This is a genomic window from Paenibacillus sp. FSL R10-2788 (genome assembly GCF_038003885.1).
In the GTDB taxonomy this organism is placed as follows: domain Bacteria; phylum Bacillota; class Bacilli; order Paenibacillales; family Paenibacillaceae; genus Paenibacillus_AQ; species Paenibacillus_AQ odorifer.
Genome location: NZ_JBBOQA010000001.1, coordinates 2,315,035 through 2,341,520, shown reverse-complemented (window position 1 = coordinate 2,341,520; position 26,486 = coordinate 2,315,035). Strand labels below are relative to the sequence as shown.

Annotated in this window: 26 protein-coding genes and 1 other RNA gene; 12 read left to right on the top strand and 15 right to left on the bottom strand. The window is 44.2% G+C overall.

Annotation, left to right across the window (positions count from 1 at the left end; genetic code table 11):
- The first annotated feature begins 128 nt into the window (after positions 1-128).
- Complete coding sequence (locus NSQ50_RS10150) at positions 129-266, top strand: hypothetical protein (RefSeq protein WP_167348489.1); 138 nt, start codon at positions 129-131, stop codon at positions 264-266.
- On the opposite strand, the gene NSQ50_RS10145 is transcribed toward NSQ50_RS10150, so the two are convergent.
- The 3 genes from NSQ50_RS10145 to NSQ50_RS10135 all read right to left on the bottom strand — a co-directional run bounded on the left by NSQ50_RS10145 (position 263) and on the right by NSQ50_RS10135 (position 3,565).
- Positions 263-1,696, bottom strand: a complete 1,434-nt coding sequence (locus tag NSQ50_RS10145; RefSeq protein ID WP_076140923.1) for a L,D-transpeptidase — start codon at positions 1,694-1,696, stop codon at positions 263-265. The two genes, NSQ50_RS10150 and NSQ50_RS10145, sit on opposite strands and share 4 nt — an antisense overlap.
- 134 nt (positions 1,697-1,830) lie before the next feature.
- The gene (locus tag NSQ50_RS10140; RefSeq protein WP_036689316.1) at positions 1,831-2,073 is read right to left on the bottom strand and encodes a ferredoxin; all 243 of its coding nucleotides are present in this window, start codon (positions 2,071-2,073) and stop codon (positions 1,831-1,833) included.
- Positions 2,074-2,233: 160 nt separating this feature from the next.
- Positions 2,234-3,565: a DNA polymerase IV gene (locus NSQ50_RS10135; RefSeq protein ID WP_370510582.1), complete on the bottom strand. Its 1,332-nt coding sequence runs from the start codon at positions 3,563-3,565 to the stop codon at positions 2,234-2,236.
- A 117-nt stretch (positions 3,566-3,682) separates the two neighbouring features.
- On the opposite strand from NSQ50_RS10135, the gene cimA reads away from it, so the two are divergent.
- Positions 3,683-5,302, top strand: a complete 1,620-nt coding sequence (gene cimA, locus NSQ50_RS10130) for a citramalate synthase (protein WP_076223248.1) — start codon at positions 3,683-3,685, stop codon at positions 5,300-5,302.
- Positions 5,303-5,927: 625 nt separating this feature from the next.
- On the opposite strand, the gene NSQ50_RS10125 is transcribed toward cimA, so the two are convergent.
- The gene (locus NSQ50_RS10125) at positions 5,928-6,491 is read right to left on the bottom strand and encodes a TlpA family protein disulfide reductase (protein WP_076100887.1); all 564 of its coding nucleotides are present in this window, start codon (positions 6,489-6,491) and stop codon (positions 5,928-5,930) included.
- 160 nt (positions 6,492-6,651) lie between these two features.
- On the opposite strand from NSQ50_RS10125, the gene NSQ50_RS10120 reads away from it, so the two are divergent.
- On the top strand, positions 6,652-7,128 hold the full coding sequence (locus NSQ50_RS10120) for a M67 family metallopeptidase (RefSeq protein WP_051491608.1): 477 nt from the start codon (positions 6,652-6,654) through the stop codon (positions 7,126-7,128).
- Here the strand turns inward: NSQ50_RS10120 and NSQ50_RS10115 are convergent.
- The 3 genes from NSQ50_RS10115 to NSQ50_RS10105 are packed head-to-tail and all read right to left on the bottom strand — an operon-like array spanning position 7,110 to position 10,363.
- On the bottom strand, positions 7,110-7,859 hold the full coding sequence (locus tag NSQ50_RS10115) for an exonuclease domain-containing protein (protein WP_076223250.1): 750 nt from the start codon (positions 7,857-7,859) through the stop codon (positions 7,110-7,112). The genes NSQ50_RS10120 and NSQ50_RS10115 overlap by 19 nt on opposite strands.
- Positions 7,856-8,929 (bottom strand): DUF294 nucleotidyltransferase-like domain-containing protein, encoded by a 1,074-nt coding sequence (locus NSQ50_RS10110; protein WP_076098509.1) that lies wholly within the window; start codon positions 8,927-8,929, stop codon positions 7,856-7,858. Before NSQ50_RS10110 ends, NSQ50_RS10115 begins: the two co-directional genes overlap by 4 nt.
- A 39-nt stretch (positions 8,930-8,968) precedes the next feature.
- Positions 8,969-10,363, bottom strand: coding sequence for an ammonium transporter (locus NSQ50_RS10105; protein ID WP_036689307.1), 1,395 nt, complete (start codon positions 10,361-10,363; stop codon positions 8,969-8,971).
- A gap of 559 nt (positions 10,364-10,922) precedes the next feature.
- Here NSQ50_RS10105 and NSQ50_RS10100 point away from each other — a divergent pair.
- Positions 10,923-11,354, top strand: a complete 432-nt coding sequence (locus NSQ50_RS10100) for a MerR family transcriptional regulator (RefSeq protein ID WP_036689305.1) — start codon at positions 10,923-10,925, stop codon at positions 11,352-11,354.
- Between the two features lie 35 nt (positions 11,355-11,389).
- The gene (locus NSQ50_RS10095) at positions 11,390-12,061 is read left to right on the top strand and encodes a zinc metallopeptidase (protein ID WP_036689302.1); all 672 of its coding nucleotides are present in this window, start codon (positions 11,390-11,392) and stop codon (positions 12,059-12,061) included.
- A 36-nt stretch (positions 12,062-12,097) separates the two neighbouring features.
- Here the strand turns inward: NSQ50_RS10095 and NSQ50_RS10090 are convergent, their stop codons facing one another.
- Positions 12,098-13,012 (bottom strand): LysR family transcriptional regulator, encoded by a 915-nt coding sequence (locus NSQ50_RS10090; protein ID WP_036689300.1) that lies wholly within the window; start codon positions 13,010-13,012, stop codon positions 12,098-12,100.
- A 4-nt stretch (positions 13,013-13,016) separates the two neighbouring features.
- The gene (locus NSQ50_RS10085) at positions 13,017-13,652 is read right to left on the bottom strand and encodes a rhomboid family intramembrane serine protease (RefSeq protein ID WP_076223329.1); all 636 of its coding nucleotides are present in this window, start codon (positions 13,650-13,652) and stop codon (positions 13,017-13,019) included.
- A gap of 117 nt (positions 13,653-13,769) precedes the next feature.
- Here NSQ50_RS10085 and tpx point away from each other — a divergent pair, with 117 nt between their 5' ends.
- Positions 13,770-14,288 carry a thiol peroxidase gene (gene tpx / locus NSQ50_RS10080; RefSeq protein WP_038569826.1) on the top strand — a complete coding sequence of 173 codons (519 nt, stop codon included), beginning with the start codon at positions 13,770-13,772 and terminating at the stop codon, positions 14,286-14,288.
- A gap of 189 nt (positions 14,289-14,477) precedes the next feature.
- On the opposite strand, the gene NSQ50_RS10075 is transcribed toward tpx, so the two are convergent.
- From NSQ50_RS10075 to NSQ50_RS10065, 3 genes are all read right to left on the bottom strand, one after another.
- Entirely contained in the window at positions 14,478-14,867 is a 390-nt protein-coding gene (locus tag NSQ50_RS10075) for a DUF1499 domain-containing protein (RefSeq protein ID WP_036689295.1), read from the bottom strand.
- 159 nt (positions 14,868-15,026) lie between these two features.
- Positions 15,027-15,218, bottom strand: a non-coding RNA gene (gene ssrS / locus NSQ50_RS10070) — 6S RNA.
- Positions 15,219-15,321: 103 nt separating this feature from the next.
- Positions 15,322-16,158: a YesL family protein gene (locus NSQ50_RS10065; RefSeq protein ID WP_036689293.1), complete on the bottom strand. Its 837-nt coding sequence runs from the start codon at positions 16,156-16,158 to the stop codon at positions 15,322-15,324.
- A gap of 186 nt (positions 16,159-16,344) precedes the next feature.
- Here NSQ50_RS10065 and NSQ50_RS10060 point away from each other — a divergent pair, with 186 nt between their 5' ends.
- A complete protein-coding gene (locus tag NSQ50_RS10060) occupies positions 16,345-16,443 on the top strand; it encodes a hypothetical protein (protein WP_036689290.1) in 99 nt (32 codons plus the stop codon).
- A 127-nt stretch (positions 16,444-16,570) separates the two neighbouring features.
- Here NSQ50_RS10060 and NSQ50_RS10055 read toward each other — a convergent pair whose 3' ends face one another.
- The gene (locus tag NSQ50_RS10055) at positions 16,571-18,223 is read right to left on the bottom strand and encodes a DEAD/DEAH box helicase (protein ID WP_036689288.1); all 1,653 of its coding nucleotides are present in this window, start codon (positions 18,221-18,223) and stop codon (positions 16,571-16,573) included.
- Between the two features lie 335 nt (positions 18,224-18,558).
- Here NSQ50_RS10055 and NSQ50_RS10050 point away from each other — a divergent pair, with 335 nt between their 5' ends.
- From NSQ50_RS10050 to NSQ50_RS10035, 4 genes are all read left to right on the top strand, one after another.
- Positions 18,559-19,392: a YitT family protein gene (locus NSQ50_RS10050; RefSeq protein ID WP_036689285.1), complete on the top strand. Its 834-nt coding sequence runs from the start codon at positions 18,559-18,561 to the stop codon at positions 19,390-19,392.
- A 180-nt stretch (positions 19,393-19,572) separates the two neighbouring features.
- Positions 19,573-19,761 (top strand): hypothetical protein, encoded by a 189-nt coding sequence (locus NSQ50_RS10045; RefSeq protein ID WP_036689649.1) that lies wholly within the window; start codon positions 19,573-19,575, stop codon positions 19,759-19,761.
- Between the two features lie 231 nt (positions 19,762-19,992).
- Entirely contained in the window at positions 19,993-21,204 is a 1,212-nt protein-coding gene (locus NSQ50_RS10040) for a putative glycoside hydrolase (RefSeq protein ID WP_076223253.1), read from the top strand.
- Positions 21,205-21,339: 135 nt separating this feature from the next.
- Positions 21,340-22,713 carry an MATE family efflux transporter gene (locus NSQ50_RS10035; RefSeq protein ID WP_036689279.1) on the top strand — a complete coding sequence of 458 codons (1,374 nt, stop codon included), beginning with the start codon at positions 21,340-21,342 and terminating at the stop codon, positions 22,711-22,713.
- A 71-nt stretch (positions 22,714-22,784) separates the two neighbouring features.
- Here the strand turns inward: NSQ50_RS10035 and pfkA are convergent, their stop codons facing one another.
- Positions 22,785-23,756: a 6-phosphofructokinase gene (gene pfkA, locus NSQ50_RS10030; protein WP_036689277.1), complete on the bottom strand. Its 972-nt coding sequence runs from the start codon at positions 23,754-23,756 to the stop codon at positions 22,785-22,787.
- A 66-nt stretch (positions 23,757-23,822) separates the two neighbouring features.
- Positions 23,823-24,905: a tetraprenyl-beta-curcumene synthase family protein gene (locus tag NSQ50_RS10025; protein WP_036689648.1), complete on the bottom strand. Its 1,083-nt coding sequence runs from the start codon at positions 24,903-24,905 to the stop codon at positions 23,823-23,825.
- 193 nt (positions 24,906-25,098) lie between these two features.
- Here NSQ50_RS10025 and NSQ50_RS10020 point away from each other — a divergent pair, with 193 nt between their 5' ends.
- Complete coding sequence (locus tag NSQ50_RS10020; protein ID WP_076223255.1) at positions 25,099-26,349, top strand: MFS transporter; 1,251 nt, start codon at positions 25,099-25,101, stop codon at positions 26,347-26,349.
- Positions 26,350-26,486: the final 137 nt, after the last annotated feature.

Here is a 26,486-nt window from a genome sequence, read left to right as displayed (position 1 = left end):
TTGAACAAAAGAAAAGCATTTTACCCTGTAAGTGTGCAGAGAGCTTAACCCAAAGTATAGTAATTTTCTTGTAAACGCATTACAATATAGGGGTAATCAGCGATTAAGAGAGAAAGAAGGTATGCTGGATGTCAACTAAACGTAAACCACCAACTTTGCAGCAAAAGAAAGAAGAAGTTAATCGTAAAGCGCTAATGTGGATCGGCGTAAGTTTAACTTTACTAATTCTTCTCATCATCGTTCTGTTTATAGTTGCCGGGAACTAATTCAGCCAGTGATATACTTTGTGGGGGTTGGTCTGATCATACGGAGCAGCAGGGTTGAAGCGTTTCGCCGGCAGCAGCTGCTTTTCAGGCAGAACCCCTTTACTGATCACCACTTTTGTTCCTTTTGGAATCATAGCGAATAGTTCTTCCACATCTTCTCGACTCATCCGAATACAGCCAAGGGATTCATCCTTGCCGACACTTTCTGGCTCATTGGTGCCATGAATAGCGTAATTACTATCTGAAAGTTGTAGTCCGCGGCTTCCGAACTCCCCATTATCATGACCGTTTGGATTGACCACTTTATCTGTAATGATGAAGTTGCCTTCTGGAGTCTTGTCTCCCCCAAGACCTACCTCATAATTCCGCAGAATAACAGAGCCGCTGACTACTGCCAAGCGGTGTTTTTGTTTATCCACAATCACTCTAAGCGGCTGGTCAAAAAAGGGAACACCCTTTCCATTACTTCCACTCTCGCTTAACGCCGTCGGTATGCCCATTCCCGCCTCAACAATTGAGCTTGGAGGCTCCTCCGCAACTTCTGGTATCCCAAGTGCCTTAGCAGTCGCTACTTCCTTTAGAGAATTGAAATCACGCTTCATGACTGGTGTCGTCCCGCCAATCCAATTCTCCGGAAAAGGTCTAGTCAATTCCGCCAAGGAAACCGGAAGCTTGCCTTTATGATTCTGATAAGCCCTCATTGCACTCCATAATGTAGCTAGCTCCTCTTGATCACCCTGCCACTCAGCTGCATCCTCCGCAACTTCCCCTTGCTCTGGCGGTTCGCATGCACATGCCGCTGAATCATAGGATTGGTATACCAACCGTCCATTCCCATTCTTCTGCAGTGTGGAATTAAGCGGAAGCTTCTCTTTCCACAGCAGCCACTTCCCTTCCCGCTCCATGCCCAAAATAGCAGCTTGAAACGGTTCCTCGCGCATTAGCATAGTTGCCATCAGCTTCCCTGACGAAGCCGAAGCTCCACTCTCTTGCGCTGTATACATCATTTTTCGTGCCTCTAGAACGGGTTCCTTCTCAATATCTTTTTGATCAAGCGGATCTTTAACTTCAGAAGTAACCGTGTCTTGGACCGTATCCTGATCTCCCGCAATATCTAGACCCGGAGCTACAGCCGATGGCACCATAACCAGTAATAGAAGCATCAGCCCAAGCATAATGTAGCGGAATCTTTGCTGCCTTCGGTCCCGCTGGCGGCTTGCCTGAAGCAGCCCTTCCTCATATTCCCGCAGCGTTTCCGCAGGCACCTTACTATGCTCGAAAGCTTCATATACTTCTCCAGCCTGATTGAAGCAATAGTTAGCTTTCCCCTGTTGACCGTTCTTATAGTATTCCTTACCCAGCAAGTACCATGCCATCTTATTGTCTGGATGCATCTGTACATATGCTTTGAGGTGCTGAGAATTTTTCATCGGAACCTCCGAAATTTTATAATTCCTTCCTACATTAATATCGGTCAGACATCGCAAAAAAGACATCCCTAGCTGAACAAAAGTTCGCAGGAGATGTCTTTATGTTGTGCTGGAAGTTACAAAACCCCGGTTAATTAGCCCTCTTTGTTAAAAGGCTCATCCGCAATTTTAATAGAATCGGTTGGGCATCCATCACAAGAATCCTGGAGATCATCAAACAAATCATCCGGAATCGCTGTGATGCCGTGGTTTCCGTCATTTTCATAAATAACTTCTGCCAAACCTTCATCATCGTAATCAAAAATATCAGGAGCCGTTGCGCCACATGCACCGCAAGCGATACAAGTGTCTTTTTCGACCCAAGTGTACTTAGCCATTTTATCTCTGCCTCCCGTTGAGCAATACAGCGCTGTTGTACCAGCGTCTTATTTTTCTCATATTAATATAAAAAGAATACAATTTCAATCGATTTTCAATACGTTTGCATTTCTGACGCATTCTACGACACCTATTTTGACATGTCATAGAATGTTCTTGTCACTCTTTATCAGACTCGACAGATAGAAGATTATCCTTTTGCAGTGAAGTGCCCCGTTCTTTATGATTGCGGAGCCTTGCAGAGTGAGAATCGCTTAACATCCCGGCAGTTAACACTGCATTTTCACCGAATTTATTACGCAGCATATCCATAGTCTTGTTAAGAGACTCTTTCTTAGGCTGACGTTCGTAATCGAACAAATCAAGCTGAATGGCGGAATCCTCTTTAGCAATCAAGCCCTGCAGGGTCACACCCAGCAACCGCACAGGCTTCTCCCCATTCCAATGACGAACATATAGATCGCAGACGGACTTGTAGATATCCTCCCCACTCTCCGAAGGAGCCTCTAGCTGACGCGAGCGGGTTATAGTCTTCATATCGGGCGTCCGAATGGTCAGCTGTACCCCTGAGGCAACAAGACCTTGCTTACGCAATCGCCGAGCTACCTGATCACTTAAATTCAGCAAAATCGGTCGTACCTCAGCAAGACCTACGACATCCCGCGGCAATGTTGTGGTGTGCCCAATCGACTTACTCTGCTCCCGCTCAGGGTTAACGATCCCATGATCAATACCGTTGCCGGCACGCTTTAGCCATGAGCCCATAACTCCGAAATTCTCAACCAGCATATTTTCATCAGCCGCTGCTAATTGACCAATACTGTAAATGCCCAGTTTGCGGAGCTTTTCTGCTGTTTTTCCACCAATGCCGAACATTTCATTACAGGGCTTGTCCCATAAAATCTTAGGCACATCCCGCAGCCGCAGCACCGAAATGCCGTTTGGCTTTTTTAAATCGGAAGCCATCTTCGCAAGCAGCTTATTGGGAGCGATCCCCACTGAGCATGGCAAGCCCAATTCTTCCATTATACGGCGCTGAATCGTCTCCGCTATTTCCATGGGTGTACCGAATTGTCTGGAGCCAGTTATATCAAGGTAACATTCATCGATGGACACTGCTTCCAGTAACGGAGTATAGCTATATGCAATCTGCATAAAAGCATTAGAATATTTGCGGTATAAATGGAAGTCCGGTTTAATAACGATAAGCGATGGACAAATACGAAGCGCCTTCTGAACTTGCATTCCCGTCGAAATCCCCATTCTGCGGGCGACGTAGGAACAAGTCACTATGATCCCTTTCCGCAATTCAACACTACCCGCAACCGCAGTAGCTTTGCCTCTATATTGGTCAGGGTCCTCTGCCTCATGCACAGAGCAGTAAAAAGCATTCATATCGACATGCAGGATAACCCTGCCGCTCGTTGGATAATACTGATCAACATTCTGCACAATATCTACCTTCTTATCCTCAGGTTTTCTATTGTCCAATTTAGAATAACTCTCCGCTGCGGTTAGGTCAACTTAAGAGGCTGTAAAGTTCTTTGTTACATTCCCGCGTAAAAATGCTATAATATATAAATTCATTTCCCTATAAGGAGGACTCTCATGTCTAAGTCCATCTCCATCTTCGATACTACATTACGCGACGGCACCCAAGGTGAAGGCATCAGTCTGTCGGCTGACGACAAGCTGAAGATTGCCAAGAAACTCGATGATCTGGGTGTGCACTATATTGAAGGTGGCATCCCGGGAAGCAACAATAAAGACATTGAATTTTTCAAAAGAGTCAAGGAGCTTCATCTGAACGCCAAAATTACAGCGTTCGGCAGCACTCGGCGTAAGAATTCCTTGGCCGAAAACGATGACAATTTAAAACGTATGATTGACGCAGGGGTTCCTGCTGCTACACTCGTCGGAAAATCTTGGGATTTCCATGTACACACTGCATTACAGACTACGCTTGAGGAGAACCTCGCCATGATCGGCGACTCCATATCCTACTTGAAACGCCAAGGCCTTGAAGTGATTTTTGATGCCGAGCATTTCTTCGACGGATACAAGAATAATCCTGAATATGCAGCAGCTGTTCTGTCCAAAGCCCGGGAAGCCGGAGCAGATTGGCTTGTAATGTGCGATACCAACGGTGGAACCTTACCTAATGAAATTCATGAGATTGTTACCGCTCTAAATCAACAATTACCCGGAGCCAATCTCGGAATTCACACTCATAATGACTGTGAGCTGGCGGTTGCCAATGCACTTAGCGCCATCGGAGCTGGAGCACGGCAAGTACAAGGTACCATTAATGGTTACGGTGAACGGTGTGGCAACGCCAACCTATGTTCTATTATTCCTACACTACAGATCAAAATGGGTTATCACTGTATTCCAGGCGATTCATTATCACAGCTTACCAACACTGCCCGCTATATTAGTGAAGTGGCCAATGTTAATCTGCCGGTAAATCAGCCTTACGTCGGAAATGCAGCTTTCGCCCACAAAGGTGGAATCCATGTCTCCGCCATCATGCGTGATTCACGGACCTATGAGCATATCGCTCCTGAGCTTGTCGGGAACAAGCAGCGTGTGCTGGTCTCCGAACTGGCTGGACAGAGCAATGTACTCTCCAAAGCGCAGGATATGGGTTTAAATCTGGATCCAAGCAGCGAGCAGGCTCGCCGGGTGATCGAGAAGATTAAAACGATGGAACATCAAGGTTATCAATTTGAAGGTGCCGATGCCTCACTGGAGCTACTCCTTCGGGAAGCTACCGGCGAGATGAATGAAACCTTTACCTTTGAATCCTTCAAGATGTTAGTTGAGAAAACCGCAGAACATCCAGTAGTATCTGAAGCGTTCGTTAAACTGAAAGTTGGCAGTGAGAATCTTTATACTGCTGCTGAAGGTAACGGTCCAGTCAACGCACTCGATAACGCGCTTCGTAAAGCATTACAGACCTATTTCCCACAATTAAAGGAAATGCATCTATCCGACTATAAAGTCCGTGTAATAGATGAACAGGATCAGACTGCAGCGAAGGTAAGGGTATTGATTGAATCCAAGAACTTCACAGACACCTGGAGTACGGTTGGTGTCTCCAGTAACGTAATTGAAGCCAGCTGGGAGGCACTTGTTGACAGTATGCGCTACGCGCTTCTCAATGAGCTCTCATTGGAGAATGAGAAGACAACCAGCAATGAACCTAGAGGCCTGGTCAATCATTAATTGATCACTTATAGACTTTTGTAAGACAAAAAAAGAAGCTTCCCAATAGTAGCGAATTCTACTTATAGGGCAGCTTCTTTTTTATTAAATAGGCTAAATAACGGACTATTACTTTAGCCCATAGACTATGGGTGGTGGGCAGTGTGCAGTGGGCGTTGAGGGATGTACGGGATGCATGGGGTGCGAGTTCGGGTGCGGGATGTGGGGGATGCGAGTGCGGGTTCGTGGCGAGGTAGAGTAATTGGGGAAAAACTCCCTGAAAATAGCCGATATTTGCTATAAATAAACAGAAACAGGGAATTCCTCCCTAAAAATTAGGGTAATTTCATTATTTTTTACCAAAACAGCTAAATTAGAGGGATATTTCCCCTAATTATTCGTTGAATGACCCGAGATCTCAAATTTATGGGGAGAAATTCCCTAATTGTTCTAACGCGGCTTCCTTCGGGGTTCCAGCCATTTCTGCTCCACGGTATAGTGAAATTAATGCTTGTGGTCCACTAAAGCAAATCGCGTATGACCAAAAACGCAGATCAGCGATCCTCCAATAAGAAGAATCGCTGATCTTTAGACTTTTGCTGTTTGGAGAAAAAAGCAGATCTGTCTCTTATATGGACAGCCCGCTTCATGATTCGGTAAGCTTGATTATTTTCTTTTCCAACTCTTCAGGGCTAAGAATACCTAAAATAATCTCGGAGATCACTCCATTCTTATCAATGAGCACATTGGTGGGAAAAACAGCTCCATTATATTTGCTGTACACCTCATCTTTTACATCAAACATAACCGGAAACACAAGACCGTATTTCTTGATAAAACGTTCAGCATTGGGTTTATAATCCTGACTGCTCACATTAATACCGTAAATATCTAGAACATCCTTATACTTAGTGGCCATGGTATTAAGTTCAGGAGCTTCCTGCTGGCAGGGATCACACCATGAAGCCCAGAAATTAAGGATTACCGCTTTATCTCTGGGGCCATCAACAACATAGGTAGTCCCATCTGTTCCCTGAAGTGAAAACGAAGGTGCACGCAGTCCAGCCTTAGGTCCACTCTTCATCGGCAGCTCATTTTGCTGCGCAAGCACAGCTTCTGCTTTTGGCTCACGATTATGCCACACCGCAAACACAGCAACACATACAACTATGAGCAACACTGTTATATTTAATTTGTTACTTGCTTTCATAGTCATCTGTTCCTTTACAATTGGAATAGTTTTCTACTATTGTACCCTCATTAGGTTAAATTTCAAACCATTCATATTTTACACAATAATATATACTTTTATAATAAAAAAGAGGGTTTCGTCTGCGACGAAACCCTAAAGAAGAGAGAGGGGTGAACAAATGGCAGCATTCCAGGGAAATGTCCAGCCAATAAGACTGAAATATTCCGTACAGCAAGCACTGGGGAAGCACCTGCTGTCCTGTTATCCGCATGAAGCATGCGGAGTCCTGCTGGGTGCTGCCGCAGCGGGTGGCATGCTCATTGATACTTACGTACCCTTGCGCAACGTAGCGCCAGACCCGCTGCACACCTTCACTCCCCACCCCGAAGAGTGGATTAATGTTCTTTACAACGAACCGACAATCATCGGTCTATTTCATTCCCACCCACATTCAGCACCTATCCCTTCAGTTGCCGATTATAAAGGATTAACAGCACTAGGACCTGAGTTTGCCCTCTATCTTATAGGTTCTCCCAACACCAAAGACAGCGGCAATCCAATTCTGAACGGATTTTATATTGAGCGTTTGCCTGATGACCACGGTAATTTGTCCCGCGGTTTATCCCAAGCCCCGCTTCACGTTCTACTTAAATAAGCATAGAGATCTCCCAAGGTATCCACTTGGCCGCGCTCCGAAATTTCCCGAAGGTAGATCACCCACAGCTGCGCTGTCATCTTTGCGTCTTCCAAGGCATGATGACGGCTATGAATCGGAATTTCGTGCACATATAGCAGCTCATCCAGCGAATAATTACTTCGTTGTGGCTCAAGCCAACGCGCTAACATCATCGTGTCCAGCACACGGTGTGTAAGCTGAACTTTAGAGGTTTTCCATAAAGCAGCATTAAGAAAAGCCTTATCATGTGAGCTTGCATGTGCCACCAGCACATTCTGACCTACAAAGGACATAAAATTATGAAGACCATCCATTAAGGAGGGAGCGGATTGTGTCATTTCTTCCGTAATCCCAGTCAGCCTTGTAATATCCTCCGGAATAGCCGTCTGACAGTTCACCAGTGTATAAAAGCATTCTTCTTCTTTAATCTGCTCTCCAACAACCTTGACGGCTCCAAAAGACATAATCTCATCCCCATGCTGATGGGAAAAGCCTGTCGTCTCTAAATCAAAGATCACTGTCTCTAGTTCAGACAATGGGGTATGCAGGACCTCAGGACGCCGCTTCTCTCGCATCAAAGATCGAATAAAGGCCATTTGCTGCGCAGTCTGTTGCGCAGTTTCCCCACCTCTCATCGAAGCGATAGCCGAGGGCATTCCACCTTGTCTTAGATTACTCCAGAATCCTCCGCTTTTGTTCGGCTCCCTCATGACCGCCACCTTTCCGCTGAGCGGAGCTGACGCTGCAGCGCCCGGTGAAGGCGTCTGACAAGCAGCAGGCTTTCACGCAGCTCAGACAGCAGCTGCTTATTCTTCAATTCACTCTCAGCTACATAATCACTGCTGATTAACAATCCATCCTGAACACTATATGGCGTGTTCACTCGCAACCGCATTGCTAATAAGAAAGCTCTGCGAATATCCTCTAAATGTTGATATTTCCCAAGCCTATCAAGCGCTTCAATCCGCTCTAATGTCGAGCCAGCTCTAATGCCATGTAGTAAGGACAACCGTCTAACAATGTTCACTAACGGAATATAGACCCCATACTTAACATCAAATCCGCCTGCATAATCACCAAACCGCTCTGTTAACACCTGTCCCAGTAAATTCAAAGTCGCTTTATGGCGTACTGTATTGCGAAGAACAGCATTAGACAGCTGCTCATTGTCCGGAAAGCCTTCATAGAAAGCTTCTTGCCACTTCGCTGATAACTCCACGCTTCCTGCCACATGACGCATATCAGAAGAGATAATAAGATACCGGATCGGCTCCCATTCCAACTGATTTCTCCAGCTATCAAGCTGCTCTATCCATTCAGATAATGTCTTACGCCACATAACTTGGGAGCACATCACCTTCCCCGCACATTTCTCATACCCTACTTCTTCAAGCATATCGGATAACAAAGTTCCGAAAAATTCGAAATAGCGATTTTTTTCCCCATCAGGCTCTCCTTCGACTATCAGGCCATTATCCTGATCGCTCCAAAGCGTTGCCTCCTGCCTCCCACTGCTGCCAAACACAATAAAGGAATAGGCACAGGGAGGCGGGCCATAGCCCGCCTCTTTCAACTGCGCCTCACATATGAGTACTGCGGTTTGGGCAATAAGATCATGCATAGTATTCACACGGAACATCCATTCCTCTATAGGAATAACATTCAACTGTTCGAGAAGTACTTTTTGACAGGCAACACGCCTCTCCCTAAGCTCCTCTGACGAACCGGCCAATACGATGGTCCTAAAGCTTTCTTCATTATACTCATCTGTTAACTCCATCGATGCCACACGGTCCGCCTCCCTGTCCGAGGTGAAATATTATTGTTTAAGGGTTTTGGATTCCGAATCTGCGATCAATTTCATTTGTTCAGGGTATCCGTAAGTACCATGCTCACTGATATCCAGACCCATCAATTCTTCTTCTTCTGTAACACGAAGTCCGATAGTTACCTTCATTACATATAAGATGATGAAAGAAAGAACGGCTACGAAAACAAATGTTCCAACCACACCCAGCACTTGAACCCCTAGTTGATGGAAACCGCCACCGTAGAACAACCCAGCTTCACCTACCAAGCCGCCTTTAGTAATAAGCTCAGGTACAGCGAACAGACCCGTTGAAACTGCACCCCACATCCCCGCAATACCATGCACCGAGAAAGCATAGATTGGATCATCAAGCCCTGCACGTTCCAGCCATTGGGAAGTCATGAATGTAAAAGCACCGGCTACAAAACCAATAATGATTGCTGCCCATGGATCAACGAAAGCACACGCTCCTGTGATTGCAACCAATGCAGCCAGAACACCATTCAGCATTGCTGGAATATCAGACTTACCAAAGTACAACCAAGAAGCAATCAATGCCGCCAAACCACCTGCTGCTGCTGCGATGTTCGTTGTTAGGGCTACGTGACCGAAGAAACCGCCCATTGGGGACAAAGCACTACCTGGATTGAATCCGAACCAACCAAACCAGAGGATAATAACACCGAGTACAGTAAATACTTGGTTATGACCTGGAATAATCACTGGTTTTCCTTCTTTATTAAACTTACCAAGCCGAGGCTTAAGCAATATGGTTGCTACCACTGCTGCCGTTGCACCTGTAAGATGGACAACTGTGGAACCTGCATAATCTTGCATTCCCAGCTCAGCCAACCAGCCACCGCCCCATACCCAGTGAGCTACAACTGGATAAATTACGACGGAGAACAAAATTCCGAAAATGATATACACACTTAGCTTCGCACGTTCTGCCATACCACCAGATACGATAGCCAAGGAAACTGCTGCAAAGGCCATTTGGAATAAGAATTTAACATTTAAAGTAACATCAGAAAATGCAAGTGATTCAAAAGAAGCTGCGGTTGAATCTCCTCCGTACAAGAAGCCTGTAGTACCGAAGAAGCCATTGCCGTTACCGAAACCAAGTCCAAAGCCGATAGCCCAGAAGCAAAGACTTGCGATAGCCAGGGTGAGTACTGTCTTACCTGCTACGTGCCCTGCATTCTTCATCCGAACCGAACCCGCTTCGAGCATTGCAAACCCTGCTTGCATAAAGAATACTAAAATGAATGCCAGGAAGGTAAACGCTGTGTCCAATCCGACTTGTAAGTCAACGTTCGTCGGACCGTCCGCTGCAAAAGCACTTACCGGATAAATCATCAGTGTAATCATGGCCAGTAACATCATCAACCATTTCTTTTTCATTTTTACCCCACTCCCCAATGTTATATTTTCTAACAAAGCGTGAAACTCTTAATGTCATTATAATCAGAAGTCAGGTAAATTGACAAGACTATTTTGGGAATGTTTTTATTTTATTTTATTTGAGCACACGAAATTTTCACAGTACTAATGGACTAGAGGTCCTAAAGGCCTGATTCTAGCTGCATTTTCATTAAAATAACTACGTGTACAATCTCATTTATATTACCTATATATTACCTAATTATTGAACGCATCTTTTACCAAAATCACAAAATACATAACATTTAATGTTATGTATTGGGGTAACTTATAGTTTTCATCCCCAATCATTCTTCAAATTTGATATCCCTTTGAGTTTGAGTGTATTGTATAGAAACTACAGATCACCGTTCATGAATTAACCCTTCTTTGCTGCATATACTTTATGAAAGTATGACGTTTGACTGTATGGTTTCCAGTTTGTTATCATTACAGATAGCATAAGAAACCATCAATTTAGAAGATGACCGCCACTTATCGGCAGTCGTATTCAATTAGTGAGGCGAGATTAAATGGGGATATGATTTTGTATCGAATTGGAGAATTAGCTAAGGCTGCTCACATTAGTGAACGAACTATTGATTATTACACGAAACTGGGATTAATCTCCCCGGAATCTAGAAGCACCAAAAATTATCGGCTATACAGCCATGAAACCTTGGCTGCTTTAGAACGTATTACTCAATTAAAGCATGACAAGTATTCATTGGAAGAAATCAAATCTATGCTAGGCAAATGGAATGAGGCAACACCAGAAACCGACGTCTCTGATAAATTAGTCGAGTTAGAGCAGCAAATGCAGCGGCTAGAACGGGAAGTAAAAGCCCTTGAACCTCTTATAAGTGGTTTGAAGCCAGGACAGGCCAGTCGCGTACTTTCAAATCTGCTCCCTCAGGGATTAGCCTGCATGGAAGCGATCCGGCTATTGCTTACGCAAGGACCGCCAATGTAAATACCATATTTACAATACAGTGGAGGAATGCACCTATGTTTATGTACCTGTTAGTAATTATTGCCTTTCTTTTCTCATTGTGGGCACAGTTTAGAGTTAAAGGAACCTTCAGCAAATGGTCGAAGGTAGCTAATTCGAACGGCCTGACTGGATATGAAGCAGCTAGACGTATGCTCGACGCCAATGGCTTACACGATGTTCCGATTGAACCTGTAAGAGGCACACTTTCAGACCATTATGACCCCATCCACAGGGTTGTACGCTTATCAGAGCCTGTGTATTATGAAAGCTCCATCTCTGCAATCTCTGTCGCTTGTCACGAAGTAGGCCACGCGATTCAGCATAAAGTAAGTTACCCTATGTTGACACTTCGTCACCGGATGTTCCCGGTAGTTAATTTCGCATCAGGTGTCGCGCCTTTCATGCTGATGGCAGGTTTCATCTTCGGTTACTTTAATCTTATAGGCTTGGGTATCATTTTCTTCTCAGCTGCTGTTGCATTCCAGCTCGTAACCCTGCCTGTAGAATTCAACGCCAGTAACCGGGCTCGTCAGGTCATGGTAGAACAAGGTTTCATCCGTAACGAAGAAGAACGCGGAGTAGCAAAGGTTCTCAACGCCGCTGCATTAACTTATGTTGCCGCTGCTCTAGTATCCTTGCTTGAACTGCTTCGCTTAATCACCGTCTTTTTAGGCAACCGCGACTAATATCGCATACCTCTAAACAACAAAAACCCCGGAAGGCTAAGAGCCGACCGGGGTATTATTTTGTCTAGCTTTAAAGTAGGAGATTAAAAAAGTCCGAAAGGAACGTGCCACCAGCGGCAATTTACTATCTGTACGGTAGATCAAGCCAACCGTTCTCGTCACCGCAGGCTCCACAACCCTCACCTGAGCTGGTTGAAGAGGATTCGTCTGATAGAACGCCATCTCCGGAAGCAGGCTTACACCCATCCCTGCGGCCACCAAACCACGAATGGTATCGGTCTCTCCGCCTTCAAATGCAATCTGCGGTTGAAATCCCGCCTGCAAGCAAGCTTGCCAAACGATAGGTCTTAACGAATAGCCTTGGCTGAATAGAACAAACTTCTCTTTTTGCAGCTGTTCCAACCGGATCTCAGACTCTCCTGCCAACCTGTGATTCTGCGGAAGAATCGCAAACAACTCTTCAGTCATTACAATATCCCCCGAGACATGCTCATCATTCTCCGGAAAAGGCGAAATGAAAGTTAAATCCACTTCTCCAGACAATACGTCTTTTATCAAAGAAGGGTAAGATCCTTGTTTAAAACGAAATTTGACATGAGGATAATATTTACGAAAATCTGCAACGATAGTCGGGATGAGATGTGTGCCAAGACTATGCGGGAATCCGATCCGAATCTCTCCACGCTCAGGATCCAGAAATTCATGCACCTCATTTACCGAATGCTCCAACTCTTTAAGGATACTCTCAACCTTCTTGCAAAAGAGCTGTCCAACAGGCGTAAGCTGCAGATTGCGCCCTTTTTGCATGAATAGATCAACCCCAAGCTCTTGCTCCAGCTGATGAATCTGACGGCTTACCGCAGACTGCGCTACATGAAGCTCTTCTGCCGCTCTTGTTACGTGTTCTTTTTGAGCTACCTTTAAAAAATATTGCAGCTGTCTTAGCTCCACTCCATCATCGCCCCTGTCTTAGGCTTTTTTTGAATATACGAATAATTAGCCCATATACGAAAAAGCCAGAAACCAAACCTCCGAGATGCGCAACCCAATTCACATTCGGTGTAGCAAACGACATAATGATCCCGATTATTAACAATCCATATAAAGTTTTACGCGAGCCCTCATCCATCATGGCCCGTTGAATAACTGCAATGTATAAAAATGCACCATAAATGGCGTAGATTGCTCCAGAAGCACCAACCGAGACCGTACCAAACTCTACTACTGAGCGAGCACTAATCGCAATTGTAAGCACATTTGCCAGAAATCCGCCCACCAGATAGAGCAGCGCATAACGCCACCAGCCCAGCAATCGCTCCAGAGGCGGTGCAAACACCAGGAGAGCGAAGCAATTAAAGAACAGATGGGAAAACCCATTATGTAAAAAAATAGCGGCCAGATAGCGCCACAGTTCCTCTTTGTACGGACTCACATCAACTATAGCACCAAAATCAACAAGCGTTTGAATATTTGTTGATCCTCCGTTAACTGCCATCAGGATAAACATGATCACATTGGCCAATATGAGCAGACAGGTTACCGGATAATACCGGACATAACTTTTCCAATTTTCGTACCGAATAAATATCATAACACCCATCCCTTTACATATATATCTTGTCCGGTTGGACATCTTCCTGCTATTAAGATTATAATTTATTGTGGCAGTAAGAATCCAATATTATAATTCGAGGAGGAAAACAAGGATATGACGCAAGAAAAAACAGGCGTAGCTACTTTTAAAGGCAACCCCATCACTCTCGTAGGACCTAAGCTAACAACTGGTGATCCTGCACCCGATTTTGTTCTGAGCAAAAATCTCCTGGAAGACGTGTCTCTAAGTGATTATGCCGGTAAAATCAAGCTGATCAGTGTTGTCCCTTCTCTTGATACCGGGGTATGTGACGCACAGACCCGCCGGTTCAACAGTGAAGCCGCAGAGCTTGGTGACGATGTGGTAATTCTCACTGTAAGCACGGACCTGCCGTTTGCCCAAGCTCGCTGGTGCGGTGCTGCCGGCATCGATCGAGTTATTACTCTATCCGATCACAAAGCAACCTCATTCGGACAAGCCTATGGTGTGCTGATTAAAGAATTCCGCTTAGATATGCGCTCCATTTTTGTTCTGGATAAGAACGACAAGATCGTATATGTTGAATATTTGAGTGAAATGACCGAGCACCCTAACTATGAAGATGCTATTGCTGCTGTGAAGAAGCTGCTCTAATTCTCCAATCAGTAGCGGTTATTACAACAATACTTAATAATCTCTGTTAAAAAAGCGGCAGAAGGTCCATCCTTCTCCCGCTTTTTTTGTAATAGAAAGATTTATCGATAACACACTGAGCAGCTCACCGTTTACGTAAACGCATTCATACTATCCCTAAGCAAGAAGGGTTTGACGGGCCTCTAAAAATCAGTCTGCTTTGTATTTTCCTAATTTTTTGTCCAAAGATGCATACAAGCGTTGAATCACACGGTAATTCGCCCCGAGATCACCAAGTGAACCTCTAGATGCAGAATACATATCTACACCACAACGAACAGGCGTCGTATTAAGCACCGATACCGTAATGTCCAGCGTACGGCCAAATGCCGTTCTCTTCTCAAGAGTAATCTCACCTACAGACTCCACTTCGTGAAGCACCTTAAATCCAGGAACTTTCTTTAAAGTCGATGAAACTTCTTCCCATGCTTTGTCTTTAGTTAGATTGTAATAACGCGTTTTTAATGTCGGATCTTTGGCGCGGTCGCTTGTTCCATCATGACTGCGGAATAAGCCAACCAAGGTTCTTTTTAACGACAAAATTCTTCCCCCTCTACAAATCCCAAGTTCATTATTCTAAGTGTAACACTCTTGTCTCAGGAACAAAAGGGTATAACTCACTTTCCCTTTATTCCAGACATACAAAAAAGCGCCCGCTCCCATTATTCACGGGAAACAGGGCGCCTTGGCTTAAACAAGAGAAAACCCGCTTATGCCGTCCGGCTACAGTGTCTTCTGAACCTGCTAGAGCAGGTGGGTGATCGCAGAAAACGTTTTTGAATTCCCCAAGTCATATAGACAGGGCGGTTCAGCTGCGCTTCGTGTAGATCTCCCAAGACATTATCATTGGTTCAAAACAACGAGTAACCGTAACGTACATCGCAGGATTTGTTATTATTATATTGCGTTTTAACGAAAAAGTAAACCTGTATGCGCTTTATTTTTACACAGGAATTAATTACCTGGAAATATCCAACGCTAATCCAGTTTTTTGTTAAATGCGTTTGGTGTCCTTTTCATCAATTTCATCCTCGTAGTCATCATCATCGTCGTCATCGTCGTCATATTCATTCCGATTGTTCAATGCTGCTGCTTCTGCTTCTTCCTGCTCTTTCAGCTTCTTCTTTTCTACTTGCAGCTGTAGCTTATTATAAGTAGCGTAGAAGTTAAAGAAGGCCGCCATTGCAATCAACGTTGGAATACAAATGAAATAAAGAGCCGGATATCTAAGACCGATATAAACAAGAACTGCGGCTGCAATCAATGTAGAGAACACACGAATTGGGCGTGCTATAGTCAGCAATATAGAATTGGTCATCACTTGCTTGAAGCCCATTTGGTAATGAACCACAATGGAAAAGAAGTTAAACATGGATACCGACAAAAGTATCATCAGCACCAACATCAAAATACCAACAATTCTGAAGTTAGGCATTTGTGTCATGTAAACTGTTACATCAACGTACATAACAACGAACATCAATGTATAGATAACTCCTCCGAGCATACTTTTTACATAGTTCTCTTTATACCCCTGAAAAAATGTACGAAAAGTTCCTACATCCGTATTCCCCATTACCCATTTACGCACTACGGTAAATAAAGCGGCTGAAGCTGGAAACACCGTAAAGGGCGCTAAAATCCCCATTGCCCAGTTCAATGTAATTTGCTCGTTCGCTCCACCTGCGCCTGTCCCTAACATAATCATCTTTAAAACACCAAAAAACAAAAACGGGGCGGAACATAGTGCCCATAAGATATTACTGCCTGCGATACGTGAAATCCATTCTGTCACGCGGTATAAGCCGCCCATTGCTCCTTTAAACTCCAATTCCCTTCCTCCTCTGTCTCTTACATACTACATATCTTAACTATACCTCATTTGACCTCCTCATTTCCATAGCCCAACTTTCTGAATTATAGACTATCGTCTATACGTAAAGCCTTTATAGTCCATATATTAGGATTGTAACCATAAGAAATACCAAAATCCCCACATTCTAAAGGAGGTTATCTCATGTCTACACCTGTTGGCTTCGGCGGTTGGACTTCTACAGGCACGATCCTCGTATTGTTTATCTTGCTCGTTATCATCACTCGTACATTCGGATACTAATATCACACAAAACAAATTCGCGCCCTACTAAGGACATAACAATTCACCAAACATCCTTATATTTCAGCAAAAAGAAGACGAGAACCGCAATGCGGCATCTCGTCTTCTTTGGTATCTTGACGAAGTATTAATTATCGAAATCTTCACGTTTTGCAGGACGAGTGCTCGTGCTGCTTGGACGAGTGTATGGTTTACGCTCTGCGCTGCGGTTTGCACCACCGTCACGAGCTGGTGCGCCATCACGGTTGCCTTTATAGCCACCGCCATAGCCGCCACTGCCGCTACCGTAGTTGCTGCCACCGCTGCTATAGCCACCACGACTACCGCCACCGTTATTATCACGGTTACCACGGTATCCGCCACCGCTACCGCTGCCACCGGAAGTACCACGGTTTCCGCCATAACCACCATTAGGTTTACGGCCACTGCGGATATCGTTTTTGCCACCACGACGTTTAGCACGAATTGGATCTTCAGGAGTCAATTCAATTGCGGAATCCTTCTTGTCGCCAGTGAGAAGCTTCATAGCTGCGGACAACAATTGTACGGAATCATATTGCTCAAGCAATTGAATAGAAATTCCTTTGTACTCGTTCAACTCTCCACTTTCTACCACTTCAAGCAAACGCTCAGCAGTAACGCGTTGTTTACCTTCAATAGCTTCAGCCATTGTTGGCAAAGGTTTACGAGTAATCCGGTGACGAGTAACACGTTCGATCAAATGCAGGTGATCAATTTCGCGTGGAGTAACGAATGACCAAGCCGTACCTTCTTTACCTGCGCGTCCTGTACGACCAATACGGTGTACATAGCTTTCAGGATCTTGTGGCAAGTCAAAGTTAATTACGTGAGTTACGCCGGATACGTCCAGACCACGTGCCGCTACGTCAGTAGCTACCAGCACGTCAATGCTGCCATCACGGAATTTACGCATTACAGCATCACGTTGGTTCTGTGACAAGTCACCATGCAATCCATCAGCAGAATATCCGCGTTTTTGCAAAGCTTCAGCAAGCTCATCAACCCGGCGCTTAGTACGTCCGAATACGATAGCTAATTCAGGTGATTCCATATCAATCAAACGACTAAGAGCTTCAAACTTTTGACGCTCAGGCACTTCCACATAAGCTTGATCAATCAGTGGGGCACTGATTTGTTTCGGAATAACGGAGACATGTTGCGGGTTGTTAAGAAATTGTTGAGCTAGGCGTTGAATGTTTGGTGGCATTGTAGCAGAGAACAACATGGTTTGACGTTCTACAGGAACGAGCTTCAGGATAGTCTGAATATCTTCCATAAAGCCCATATCCAGCATTTCATCTGCTTCATCCAATACAACGGTTTGAACATCATCCAAACGGATCGTTTTACGGTTGATGTGATCGAGCAAACGACCAGGTGTACCAATAATGATTTGTGGTTTCTTTTTCAATCCACGGATTTGACGTCCAATATCCTGTCCGCCATAAATCGCCAACGAGCGAAGACCTTTGAAACGGCTTAGTTTGCCAATTTCTTCTGACACTTGGATGGCCAACTCACGTGTTGGTGCCATAATAAGGGCCAAGATTTTTTCGTCTTCACGGTTAATCTTCGAAATGAGGGGGATACCAAAAGCAGCAGTCTTACCTGTACCAGTCTGAGCTTGACCGATCAGATCCGACCCAGTCAATGCTAATGGGATCGACTGTTCCTGTATCGGTGTTGCCTCCTCAAATCCTAACTCTGTGATTGCTTGTAGCACTTTTGGCTCCAAGCCAAATTCTGCGAATGTTTTCAAATTATTCATGCTCCTTCTATACAGTGGACATTCCACATGCTTGTCTGTATTCTTAAGTAGCGGTAAACACATTTATAGGCTGTCCAATCATGCTCTATTTTCTGCATGATATAGCGCTTTTGGGACGAAAAGCCTCCCTAATCATCAGGTACCTTGTTGTACCTGAGCAACTGTAGCTTTACATCCGATGCAATGCAAAAATACCATTGTAACGTTCTACTCAAGAATATCCTATACATTATATCACAAACACATGTGAGAATACCAGTGGGTTCCTTTCTTTTCATTGCTTTCATGTTTTATTTTTTTAAATATATATATAAGGGTGGATTTACTTGTTAAGACAGATTTTGAATTGTTTGGTTGTTTTTTTAGGGGCAGCACTGATCGCCAGTGGATTTAATCTATTTTTAATTCCACACCGTTTACTAAGTGGTGGTGTATCTGGGCTTTCCATGTTAGTGGGTTATTTCACTCCATTAAACATAAGCCTCCTATACTTGCTCTTTAATATTCCTCTGCTGGCTGCAGGCTGGTTCCAGTTAGGCCGGAGATTTATTATTATGAGCATGTTGTCCGTTGTGTTTACAACCTGGTTCTTAACAGTGATTCCCGAGCATCTGGTGGCTACAGATATGCTGCTGTCCTCTGTGTTTGGCGGAGTTCTCGTTGGGATTGGCTGTGGTATCTCCTTCCGTGCAGGAGGTTCTTCCGGAGGTTTTGACATCTTGGGTTCAATTATCACTAAATACCGAGATTTCCCGGTCGGCAATGTAGTAGTAAGTTTAAATGGACTTGTTATCCTGGCGGCCGCTTATCTTGACCAGAACTGGAATTTAGCACTTTCATCAATGGTATCTATATATGTAACAGGTAAAGTGTTGGATATGATTCATATCAGCCACTTAAAGGTAACCGTATATATTGTAACAAACCGTACAGATGAATTACTGCAACATCTAATAGGCCTTCAACGAGGTGTCACAAAGATTAAAACAGAAGGTGCTTATTCTCACGTTGAAAAGGACATGCTAATGACGGTAACAACCCGCTACGAACTTGCAGAGCTGCAACGTATCATCCGCACGACAGATCCTCAAGCTTTTGTAAATATTGTTGAAACAGTTGGTGTTATGGGTTCCTTCCGGAAAGACAAAATGAGGAAATAAAAATTCCTAGTATTGGAAAATGCACCAACCTCAGAATTATGATATATTATACACACGCAGAACCCTAACAATTTCATAAAGATTGAGATTTACCCCTCTTTTTTCCAAAGCACTTCGTTTTCCGATGAACACTGAATCTATTCAGAACTATCGAAAAAGGAAAGGGTGATTTTTGTGGAAATGGAAACGGTAAAACTGTCAGCAATCGTCATGAGGTGGTATCCTGATATGATGCCGTTTCTCAAACAGGACGAATTAAATTCAGTAATCGTTCTGCGAGACGGGCTAAGTATTCTGGAACCTGCAGATGCCATGGATATTATCCATTACAGCATCTGTGAACATCAGAATTCTGCGTATCTTCAATGAGCAAGCCGCAAGAGAAGTCTTGATAGTTGCCGCCTTGGGTTCGGCCCTGTTGCCGATTTAAGGCGGCATTTACTTTTTTCATACCGTTTCGAATCCATACATCTCGTTTATAAACAACAAAGGCGGTTTTTTATTCCCAATCTGAGCTAATATTGTTACAACACTGTTCTTTTTGGGAGCAACCGTTCCTATATAATTTAGGGGAAAGTACATAAAGGGAGAGAAAAACAAATGAACATCACCTGGGCTCTACTGATGATGGCCTTGGGAAGCGTAGGCGTACAACAGAATCAACATGACGCTGAAGTGGCGATCGCCTTGAAGTCCGCCATGAATCCCCCCATCATTGCACAACAAAACAACAATTCGAATGTAGCAACTCCAGCTCCAAGCGCTTCACCTGAAGCAACAAACTCAGAAAGTATGTTACACACCGATCCACAACCAGACGCACCCAAAGTAAAAGGCATTTATGTTACCGCCTACAGTGCTGGTGGGGAACGAATGGAAAAGCTGCTTACATTGCTTGACCAAACCGAACTTAACTCAATGGTTATAGACATTAAGGACGATGCGGGTTATATCACGTATAAGACCGATAATGCCGACCTCCAGAAGCTCGGTAACCCTCAGCCTTTTATTGGAGATATCAATAAGTTAATGGAACGTTTGAAGAAACATGATGTTTATCCTATCGCCCGGATTGTTGTTTTTAAAGATTCTATTCTTGCCAAGAAGAACCCGCAGATGTCTTTTGTTAATACTGACGGCACTGTATGGAAGAATAAGGGCGGCGACAGCTTTGTTAATCCTTATAATGAAGATGTGTGGAAATACAATGTGGATATCGCCAAGGAAGCTGTTAAGCTCGGCTTCAAAGAAATTCAGTTCGACTATGTTCGTTTTCCGGAAGGATTCGAAAAACGCGCTGAAACCCTTAAATACACTAAAACCAGTGATTCACGCGTAGAAATCGTATCTAATTTTGTTAAATATGCCAAAGCAGAGCTAGCTCCACTTGGTGTCCGTGTGTCCGTAGATATTTTTGGATATGCCGCATCTGCCCCTGCTGAGGGTATTGGCCAAGACTTTGTTAAAATATCCAAGAATGTGGATGTTATCAGTCCAATGGTTTATCCAAGTCACTATTCAACCGGCTGGTTTGGCGTGAAAGAGCCCGACTTAGATCCTTACGCTACAATTAAAGGTTCCATGGTTGACACACATAAGAAGCTTGATCCACTGGGCAGCTATAAACCCGTTATTCGGCCTTGGATTCAAGACTTTACAGCAAGCTGGCTCGGAAGTGGTCATTATGTGAAATATGGTAAAAAACAGGTGGAAGATCAAATCCGCGCTTTAAAAGATGAGAACGTGGATGAGTTCCTTCTCTGGAACGCCAACAATCGCTATACTGCCGATGTTGATTACGAAAAACAATGAATACAGCCCTTATTATTTATAGCTGATCTGATATATGTATGCTAAAGACCCGGCGTCTGCCGGGTCTTTTAACGGAAACTTATTGAACTATTTAACCTATTCCTTGAAAAATCATAAAGAATGAGGCACAGAATTATGATACAGACCACCTCTTTAAAACAAAAGGCAGGACAATTTTTTCATATTTTATTCCCAATCCTTGTTACACAAATTGCTTTATCCGCGATCACCTTCTTTGATACTAATATGTCCGGTAAATTCGGAACCGTCGATCTGGCAGGAGTTGCGATAGGAACTAGTCTTTGGATTCCAATCCAAACCGGTCTCAGCGGTATTCTTATGGGGATCACACCTATTGTTTCACAGCTCATCGGGAGCAAAAAGGATAAGGATGTTGCCTTTCAAGTCACACAAGGTATTTGGCTGTCACTGATTGTTTCGATCATCGTCTTGCTAATTGGCAGCTTTGCCTTGTCACCTATTCTTAATTTTATGAACTTGGAGTCTGGTGTAAGAGATGTTGCTTTCCGCTTTCTCAGTGCTATTTCGTTCGGAATTATCCCCCTGTTTGGATATACGGTACTTCGTAGCTGTATAGACGCTTTAGGGCAAACACGCGTATCCATGTGTATTACACTAATAGCTTTGCCTGTAAATGTAGGTTTGAACTATTTGCTCATCTTCGGGAACTTCGGATTCCCTCGTCTCGGGGGCGTTGGTGCTGGGGTCGCTTCAGCTATTACCTATTGGGTTATATTTGCCGTTGCTCTACTGTTCATATATCGTTCTCAGGCCTTTGTAAATCTCAGATTATTCCGTAAGTTCTATTTTATATCGTTAAACAGCATTAAAGATTTGCTCAAAATCGGAGTACCCATCGGTTTCTCGATTTTTTTCGAAACAGCTGTCTTTTCCGCTGTAACCTTGTTAATGAGCCGATTTGATACCGTAACAATTGCCGCGCATCAGGCAGCAATCAATTTTGCAACAACACTTTATATGATTCCGCTCAGTATTTGCATCAGCCTTACCATCCTCGTCGGCTTCGAGACGGGGTCTGGCAGACAAAAGGATGCACGCCAATATGCCATAATGGGTATCGGACTGGCGGCAATCCTTTCGCTGGCCACAGCTTTATTACTCTTGTTTGCCGGAAATCATGTAGCTGGTCTATATTCAGATGAACCCGATGTCATCTCGTTAATTCAGCATTTCCTGATCTATGCAATCTTTTTTCAAATCTCAGATGCGATTGCTACACCTACTCAAGGTGCGCTTCGCGGATATAAGGATGTTAACCCAGCCTTTATCATTTGTTTTATTGCCTATTGGGTAATTGGCTTACCTACAGGTTATGTACTTGCAACTTACACAGATCTAGGAGCATTCGGCTACTGGATTGGTCTTATTACCGGTCTTGCCATCGGTGCGACCCTGCTATTGTCTCGGCTTATCAAAGTTCAACGGCGTTATGCCGCACAATACACACAGGAACAACCACAGAGTTAACGATCCATATTACACAAAAAAGGAACAGTGCGAATCTCGCAGCTGTTCCTTTTTATATATAGGGTCGCTAATTATTGGGAAAGACGGGAAGCCAGCTCGTACAGCTCCAGGTCAAAGCCCTTTTTCGTATTTACAACGAGATCAATATCCGTAAGGGTTAATTCACCTTTGATGATACCACAAGCCTTGTCGGATTCACCTTCGATTAGCTTACGTACGGCAAAATCGCCAAGACGGCTAGCCAAATTCCGGTCTCCAGGAGTTGGTGTTCCACCACGTTGGATATGTCCGAGTACAGTAACACGTGCATCCAGAGAAGCATGACGGTCTTTCAGAGCTTGAGCCACATCTTCACCTTTGCCAACGCCTTCGGCAACAATTACGATACTGTGACGTTTACCTCTGATAAAATTATCGCGCATCCGGTCAGCAACTTCATTCAAATCATACGGCATTTCCGGCACAAGAATTGTTTCTGCTCCGGAAGCCAGTCCAGCATGCAGCGCGATATCGCCACAGTGGCGTCCCATAACCTCTACAATCGAAGAACGTTCATGGGAGGACATAGTGTCACGCAACTTGTTAATAGCGTCTACAACAACGCCAACCGCTGTATCAAACCCGATAGTGTAGTCTGTGAAGGAGATATCGTTATCAATCGTACCTGGCAAAGCCATAGTCTTGATACCGAGTTTACTTAATTTGTTAGCTCCTTTATAGGAACCATCTCCACCGATAACTACTAGACCATCGATACCCAGTTCATTAAGGATATCCGCGCCTTTTTGCTGTCCTTCCGGTTTCGTGAACTCCAGACATCTTGCAGACTGCAGAACAGTACCGCCACGTTGAATAATATCTCCTACACTGCGAAGATCCATTGGGAAGATATCGCGATTCAGCAGACCTTGATAACCACGTTGCACCCCAAATACCTCAATACCGAAATAAAGTGCGCTTCTTACAACCGCACGAACAGCGGCGTTCATTCCCTGTGAATCTCCACCACTAGTCAATACTGCGATTTTTTGAATTTTAGACATTCTGTTGTTCCTCCTTAAAATTGTGCGAAGCCTGATACTTCTTATAAAAATAACTTCGCGACATGGTTACAAAAAGCGTTTGCGTATCCAACGGCTGTTAGCGAAGAAGAACAGTCTTGTAAGCGGACTGCCTTTCATCAGGCTTTTAGATACAGAGCGAACTTCCCGCTGTTCGCTAACTTTCGGATCAGATAAATAAAGTGCCAGCAATCCCTCAATCACCATACGATGCATCGAAGACTCTGGAAGATTACGAACATCCTTACGGGCCCACTCAACCATTGCAGCGATCCGACTCAGCATGGTATCCGTGTCATCATAATAATTGCAGAAATTAAGATCACCGCCTGCTCGGTCCTCTTCCTGATCAATCAGATAATCCAGCATAATGTGCAGACCACATACATGCGGAAAATACGCGGCTCGAATCGAAGCCGCAGAAGCTTGGTTCAGCTTCGGATCACATGCGGATAGAAATAACATAAATACACCTAGCGTTGATCCCGTTGCAGCCGAAAATTCATTCCATTGCAGATGTGGTGCTCGACTGCCCTGTTCCTCCCACCACTCCTTCAGGGCTGTTTCCCTGAGTTCCGGGCGGATGTGCTTATACACTTGTAAATCTGTATAGAGCACAGCCAGTTCTCGAATCTCCGCTGCAGCAGCGGAATAACCTGGCAACAAAGAAATCATCTCTTGGCATTTGCGAACCAGCCTGTACAAATATCCGCCGTCATTCTGTTCACTTCGAAGCGCATAATAATTACCTGGCTCAGCATTTGGATCAATAGCATCCAGCATAGATTGATGCAGCAGCCTGAAATCTGCAGGATCAAGCGAAGTACTGCGATCACATAAGTTGTCCAGATAATCACTGATAGTTTGATAAGCAACAATTAGCGGAATCAGTATATGTTTCATCGATAAATTGCCGGCGGCATAAATACCACCGCCTATGCAATGAAACTCTTTAGTTTCAATGCTGGCAAGTGCTTGCTTCCGGAGCTCGGGATCGGGAATCCCGTTCGCATCTTGGCGCCAGAAATGGAGACATTCTCTCACTTCCGGCAGCACGTACTTATAGACCCTGTTCATAAGTCCCAGTGGACCACGCGGGCTAAGGTAACGGCCTTGCTCTAATTCACTCAATGACAGTGCCTCCACATTGTTGTCTCCTTATCCAAATCACCACTTATTATAATATGATCAGGCGTATTTGTACAAACAACAAAATCACTTTCGTAAAATCATGAAAGATTCAGAAATACAGCAGTTTTTAAAAACATCTCCTCATTGCTTTATGCTATACTAGGCATATTTCAATTTCGGAGGAGTGCAATCCATGTTTTCAAAACGGACCGGCAGCCTTTACAGCGATCAAAACTGGCTGCGTTCCTTTCTCTTTACCATATATGGTACCAGCGTCCTTGTAGTATCATACTTTCCTTTATTCTACACACATTTAGGGTTTAGCAGTTCTCAGATAGGCTACTTGTATTCCCTCGGCCCCCTTATCTCCATCCTATCCAATCTATTCTGGAGTATGATAAGCGATAAGTTAGGCACCATTCGAAAGATCATGTTCATATTACTTGCGGGTCAATTAGTAACTGGTCTTCTATTAGCCAGAGCGACGGAATTTTCATCTGTCATGCTTATTTTGTCCTTCTTCTACTTCTTCTATTACCCAGTTTTTCCGCTTGCCGATACAATGGCTATCAAAGTTGCCGAAAGACACGGACGGAACTTCATTACCATTCGCGTTTTTGGCTCCTTAGGCTATTCTTTCTTTGCTCTAACCGTTGGCTATGCATTAAGAGCATTGGGCTCTACTTGGAGCTTGACCCTATGTATCATCATCATTATTGCTGCACTTTTAATTACCCTAGGACTTAAGGATGTTAAAAAACCTGCTGTTATAGAAACAACGAATCAAGATAAGGACACAGCTGAAGCTGATAATAGCAAAAATGGACTTAAAGATATATTGTTGCAAAAAGAGGTGCTGTGGTTCTTCGGCTGTGTGTTTGTACTCGCGTTAGGCCATAGAATGAACGAAGCCTTTCTGACGATCAGTCTAAAACAACTAGGCGCTGGTGAGGAAATCATTGGCTGGGCACTGCTCGCGTCAGCTCTTAGTGAGATCCCTGTATTATTTATCCTCAGCAGATACGGCGACAAATTCAAAGAATTGCCCTTGCTGGCCTTGGGGAGTCTGATGTATGCTCTGCGTTTTCTTTTGATGTCCCTAGCGGATCATCCGGGCTCAATGATTGCCATTCAAGCCATGCACAGTATATCATTTGGTGTTTTTTATGTAACATCTGTCCGTTATATCACCCGGATTATTCCGGATCGCCTTCGGGCAACAGGTCTTGCCATTTTCACCGTCGTTTGGTCAAGTGCGTCTGGGCTGCTTAGCGGTACCTTTGGCGGCATTATTTATCAAGAGGCGGGGCGTTATATTTTTTATATAGTGGCTACGGGTTTCAGCTTACTCGCTTTTGCAGGGTTTCTGGGACAGCATTTATTGAAATCCAACCTGGATCCGATCAATAATTTCAGAAAAAAGAACAAAAAAGCCTCCCTATAATTAGGGTTGGTATTATTTCATAATACAAAAAGGTCGTTGCACTCCCCTTCACTGGAGTGTAACGACCTTTTTCATTTTGGATAACTTCTATAGTGGGCGTAAAAAAACACAGTTCCCGAAAGAACTGTGTTCTGTAA

Coding starts and splice junctions, on each gene's coding strand:
- NSQ50_RS10150 (WP_167348489.1), top strand. CDS start 129: ATGTCAACTAAACGTAAACCACCAACTTTGCAGCAAAAGAAAGAAGAA.
- NSQ50_RS10145 (WP_076140923.1), bottom strand. CDS start 1,696: ATGAAAAATTCTCAGCACCTCAAAGCATATGTACAGATGCATCCAGAC.
- NSQ50_RS10140 (WP_036689316.1), bottom strand. CDS start 2,073: ATGGCTAAGTACACTTGGGTCGAAAAAGACACTTGTATCGCTTGCGGT.
- cimA (WP_076223248.1), top strand. CDS start 3,683: ATGTCTAAGTCCATCTCCATCTTCGATACTACATTACGCGACGGCACC.
- NSQ50_RS10125 (WP_076100887.1), bottom strand. CDS start 6,491: ATGAAAGCAAGTAACAAATTAAATATAACAGTGTTGCTCATAGTTGTA.
- NSQ50_RS10120 (WP_051491608.1), top strand. CDS start 6,652: ATGGCAGCATTCCAGGGAAATGTCCAGCCAATAAGACTGAAATATTCC.
- NSQ50_RS10115 (WP_076223250.1), bottom strand. CDS start 7,859: ATGAGGGAGCCGAACAAAAGCGGAGGATTCTGGAGTAATCTAAGACAA.
- NSQ50_RS10110 (WP_076098509.1), bottom strand. CDS start 8,929: ATGGAGTTAACAGATGAGTATAATGAAGAAAGCTTTAGGACCATCGTA.
- NSQ50_RS10105 (WP_036689307.1), bottom strand. CDS start 10,363: ATGAAAAAGAAATGGTTGATGATGTTACTGGCCATGATTACACTGATG.
- NSQ50_RS10100 (WP_036689305.1), top strand. CDS start 10,923: ATGATTTTGTATCGAATTGGAGAATTAGCTAAGGCTGCTCACATTAGT.
- NSQ50_RS10095 (WP_036689302.1), top strand. CDS start 11,390: ATGTTTATGTACCTGTTAGTAATTATTGCCTTTCTTTTCTCATTGTGG.
- NSQ50_RS10085 (WP_076223329.1), bottom strand. CDS start 13,652: ATGATATTTATTCGGTACGAAAATTGGAAAAGTTATGTCCGGTATTAT.
- tpx (WP_038569826.1), top strand. CDS start 13,770: ATGACGCAAGAAAAAACAGGCGTAGCTACTTTTAAAGGCAACCCCATC.
- NSQ50_RS10060 (WP_036689290.1), top strand. CDS start 16,345: ATGTCTACACCTGTTGGCTTCGGCGGTTGGACTTCTACAGGCACGATC.
- NSQ50_RS10045 (WP_036689649.1), top strand. CDS start 19,573: ATGGAAACGGTAAAACTGTCAGCAATCGTCATGAGGTGGTATCCTGAT.
- NSQ50_RS10040 (WP_076223253.1), top strand. CDS start 19,993: ATGAACATCACCTGGGCTCTACTGATGATGGCCTTGGGAAGCGTAGGC.
- NSQ50_RS10035 (WP_036689279.1), top strand. CDS start 21,340: ATGATACAGACCACCTCTTTAAAACAAAAGGCAGGACAATTTTTTCAT.
- pfkA (WP_036689277.1), bottom strand. CDS start 23,756: ATGTCTAAAATTCAAAAAATCGCAGTATTGACTAGTGGTGGAGATTCA.
- NSQ50_RS10020 (WP_076223255.1), top strand. CDS start 25,099: ATGTTTTCAAAACGGACCGGCAGCCTTTACAGCGATCAAAACTGGCTG.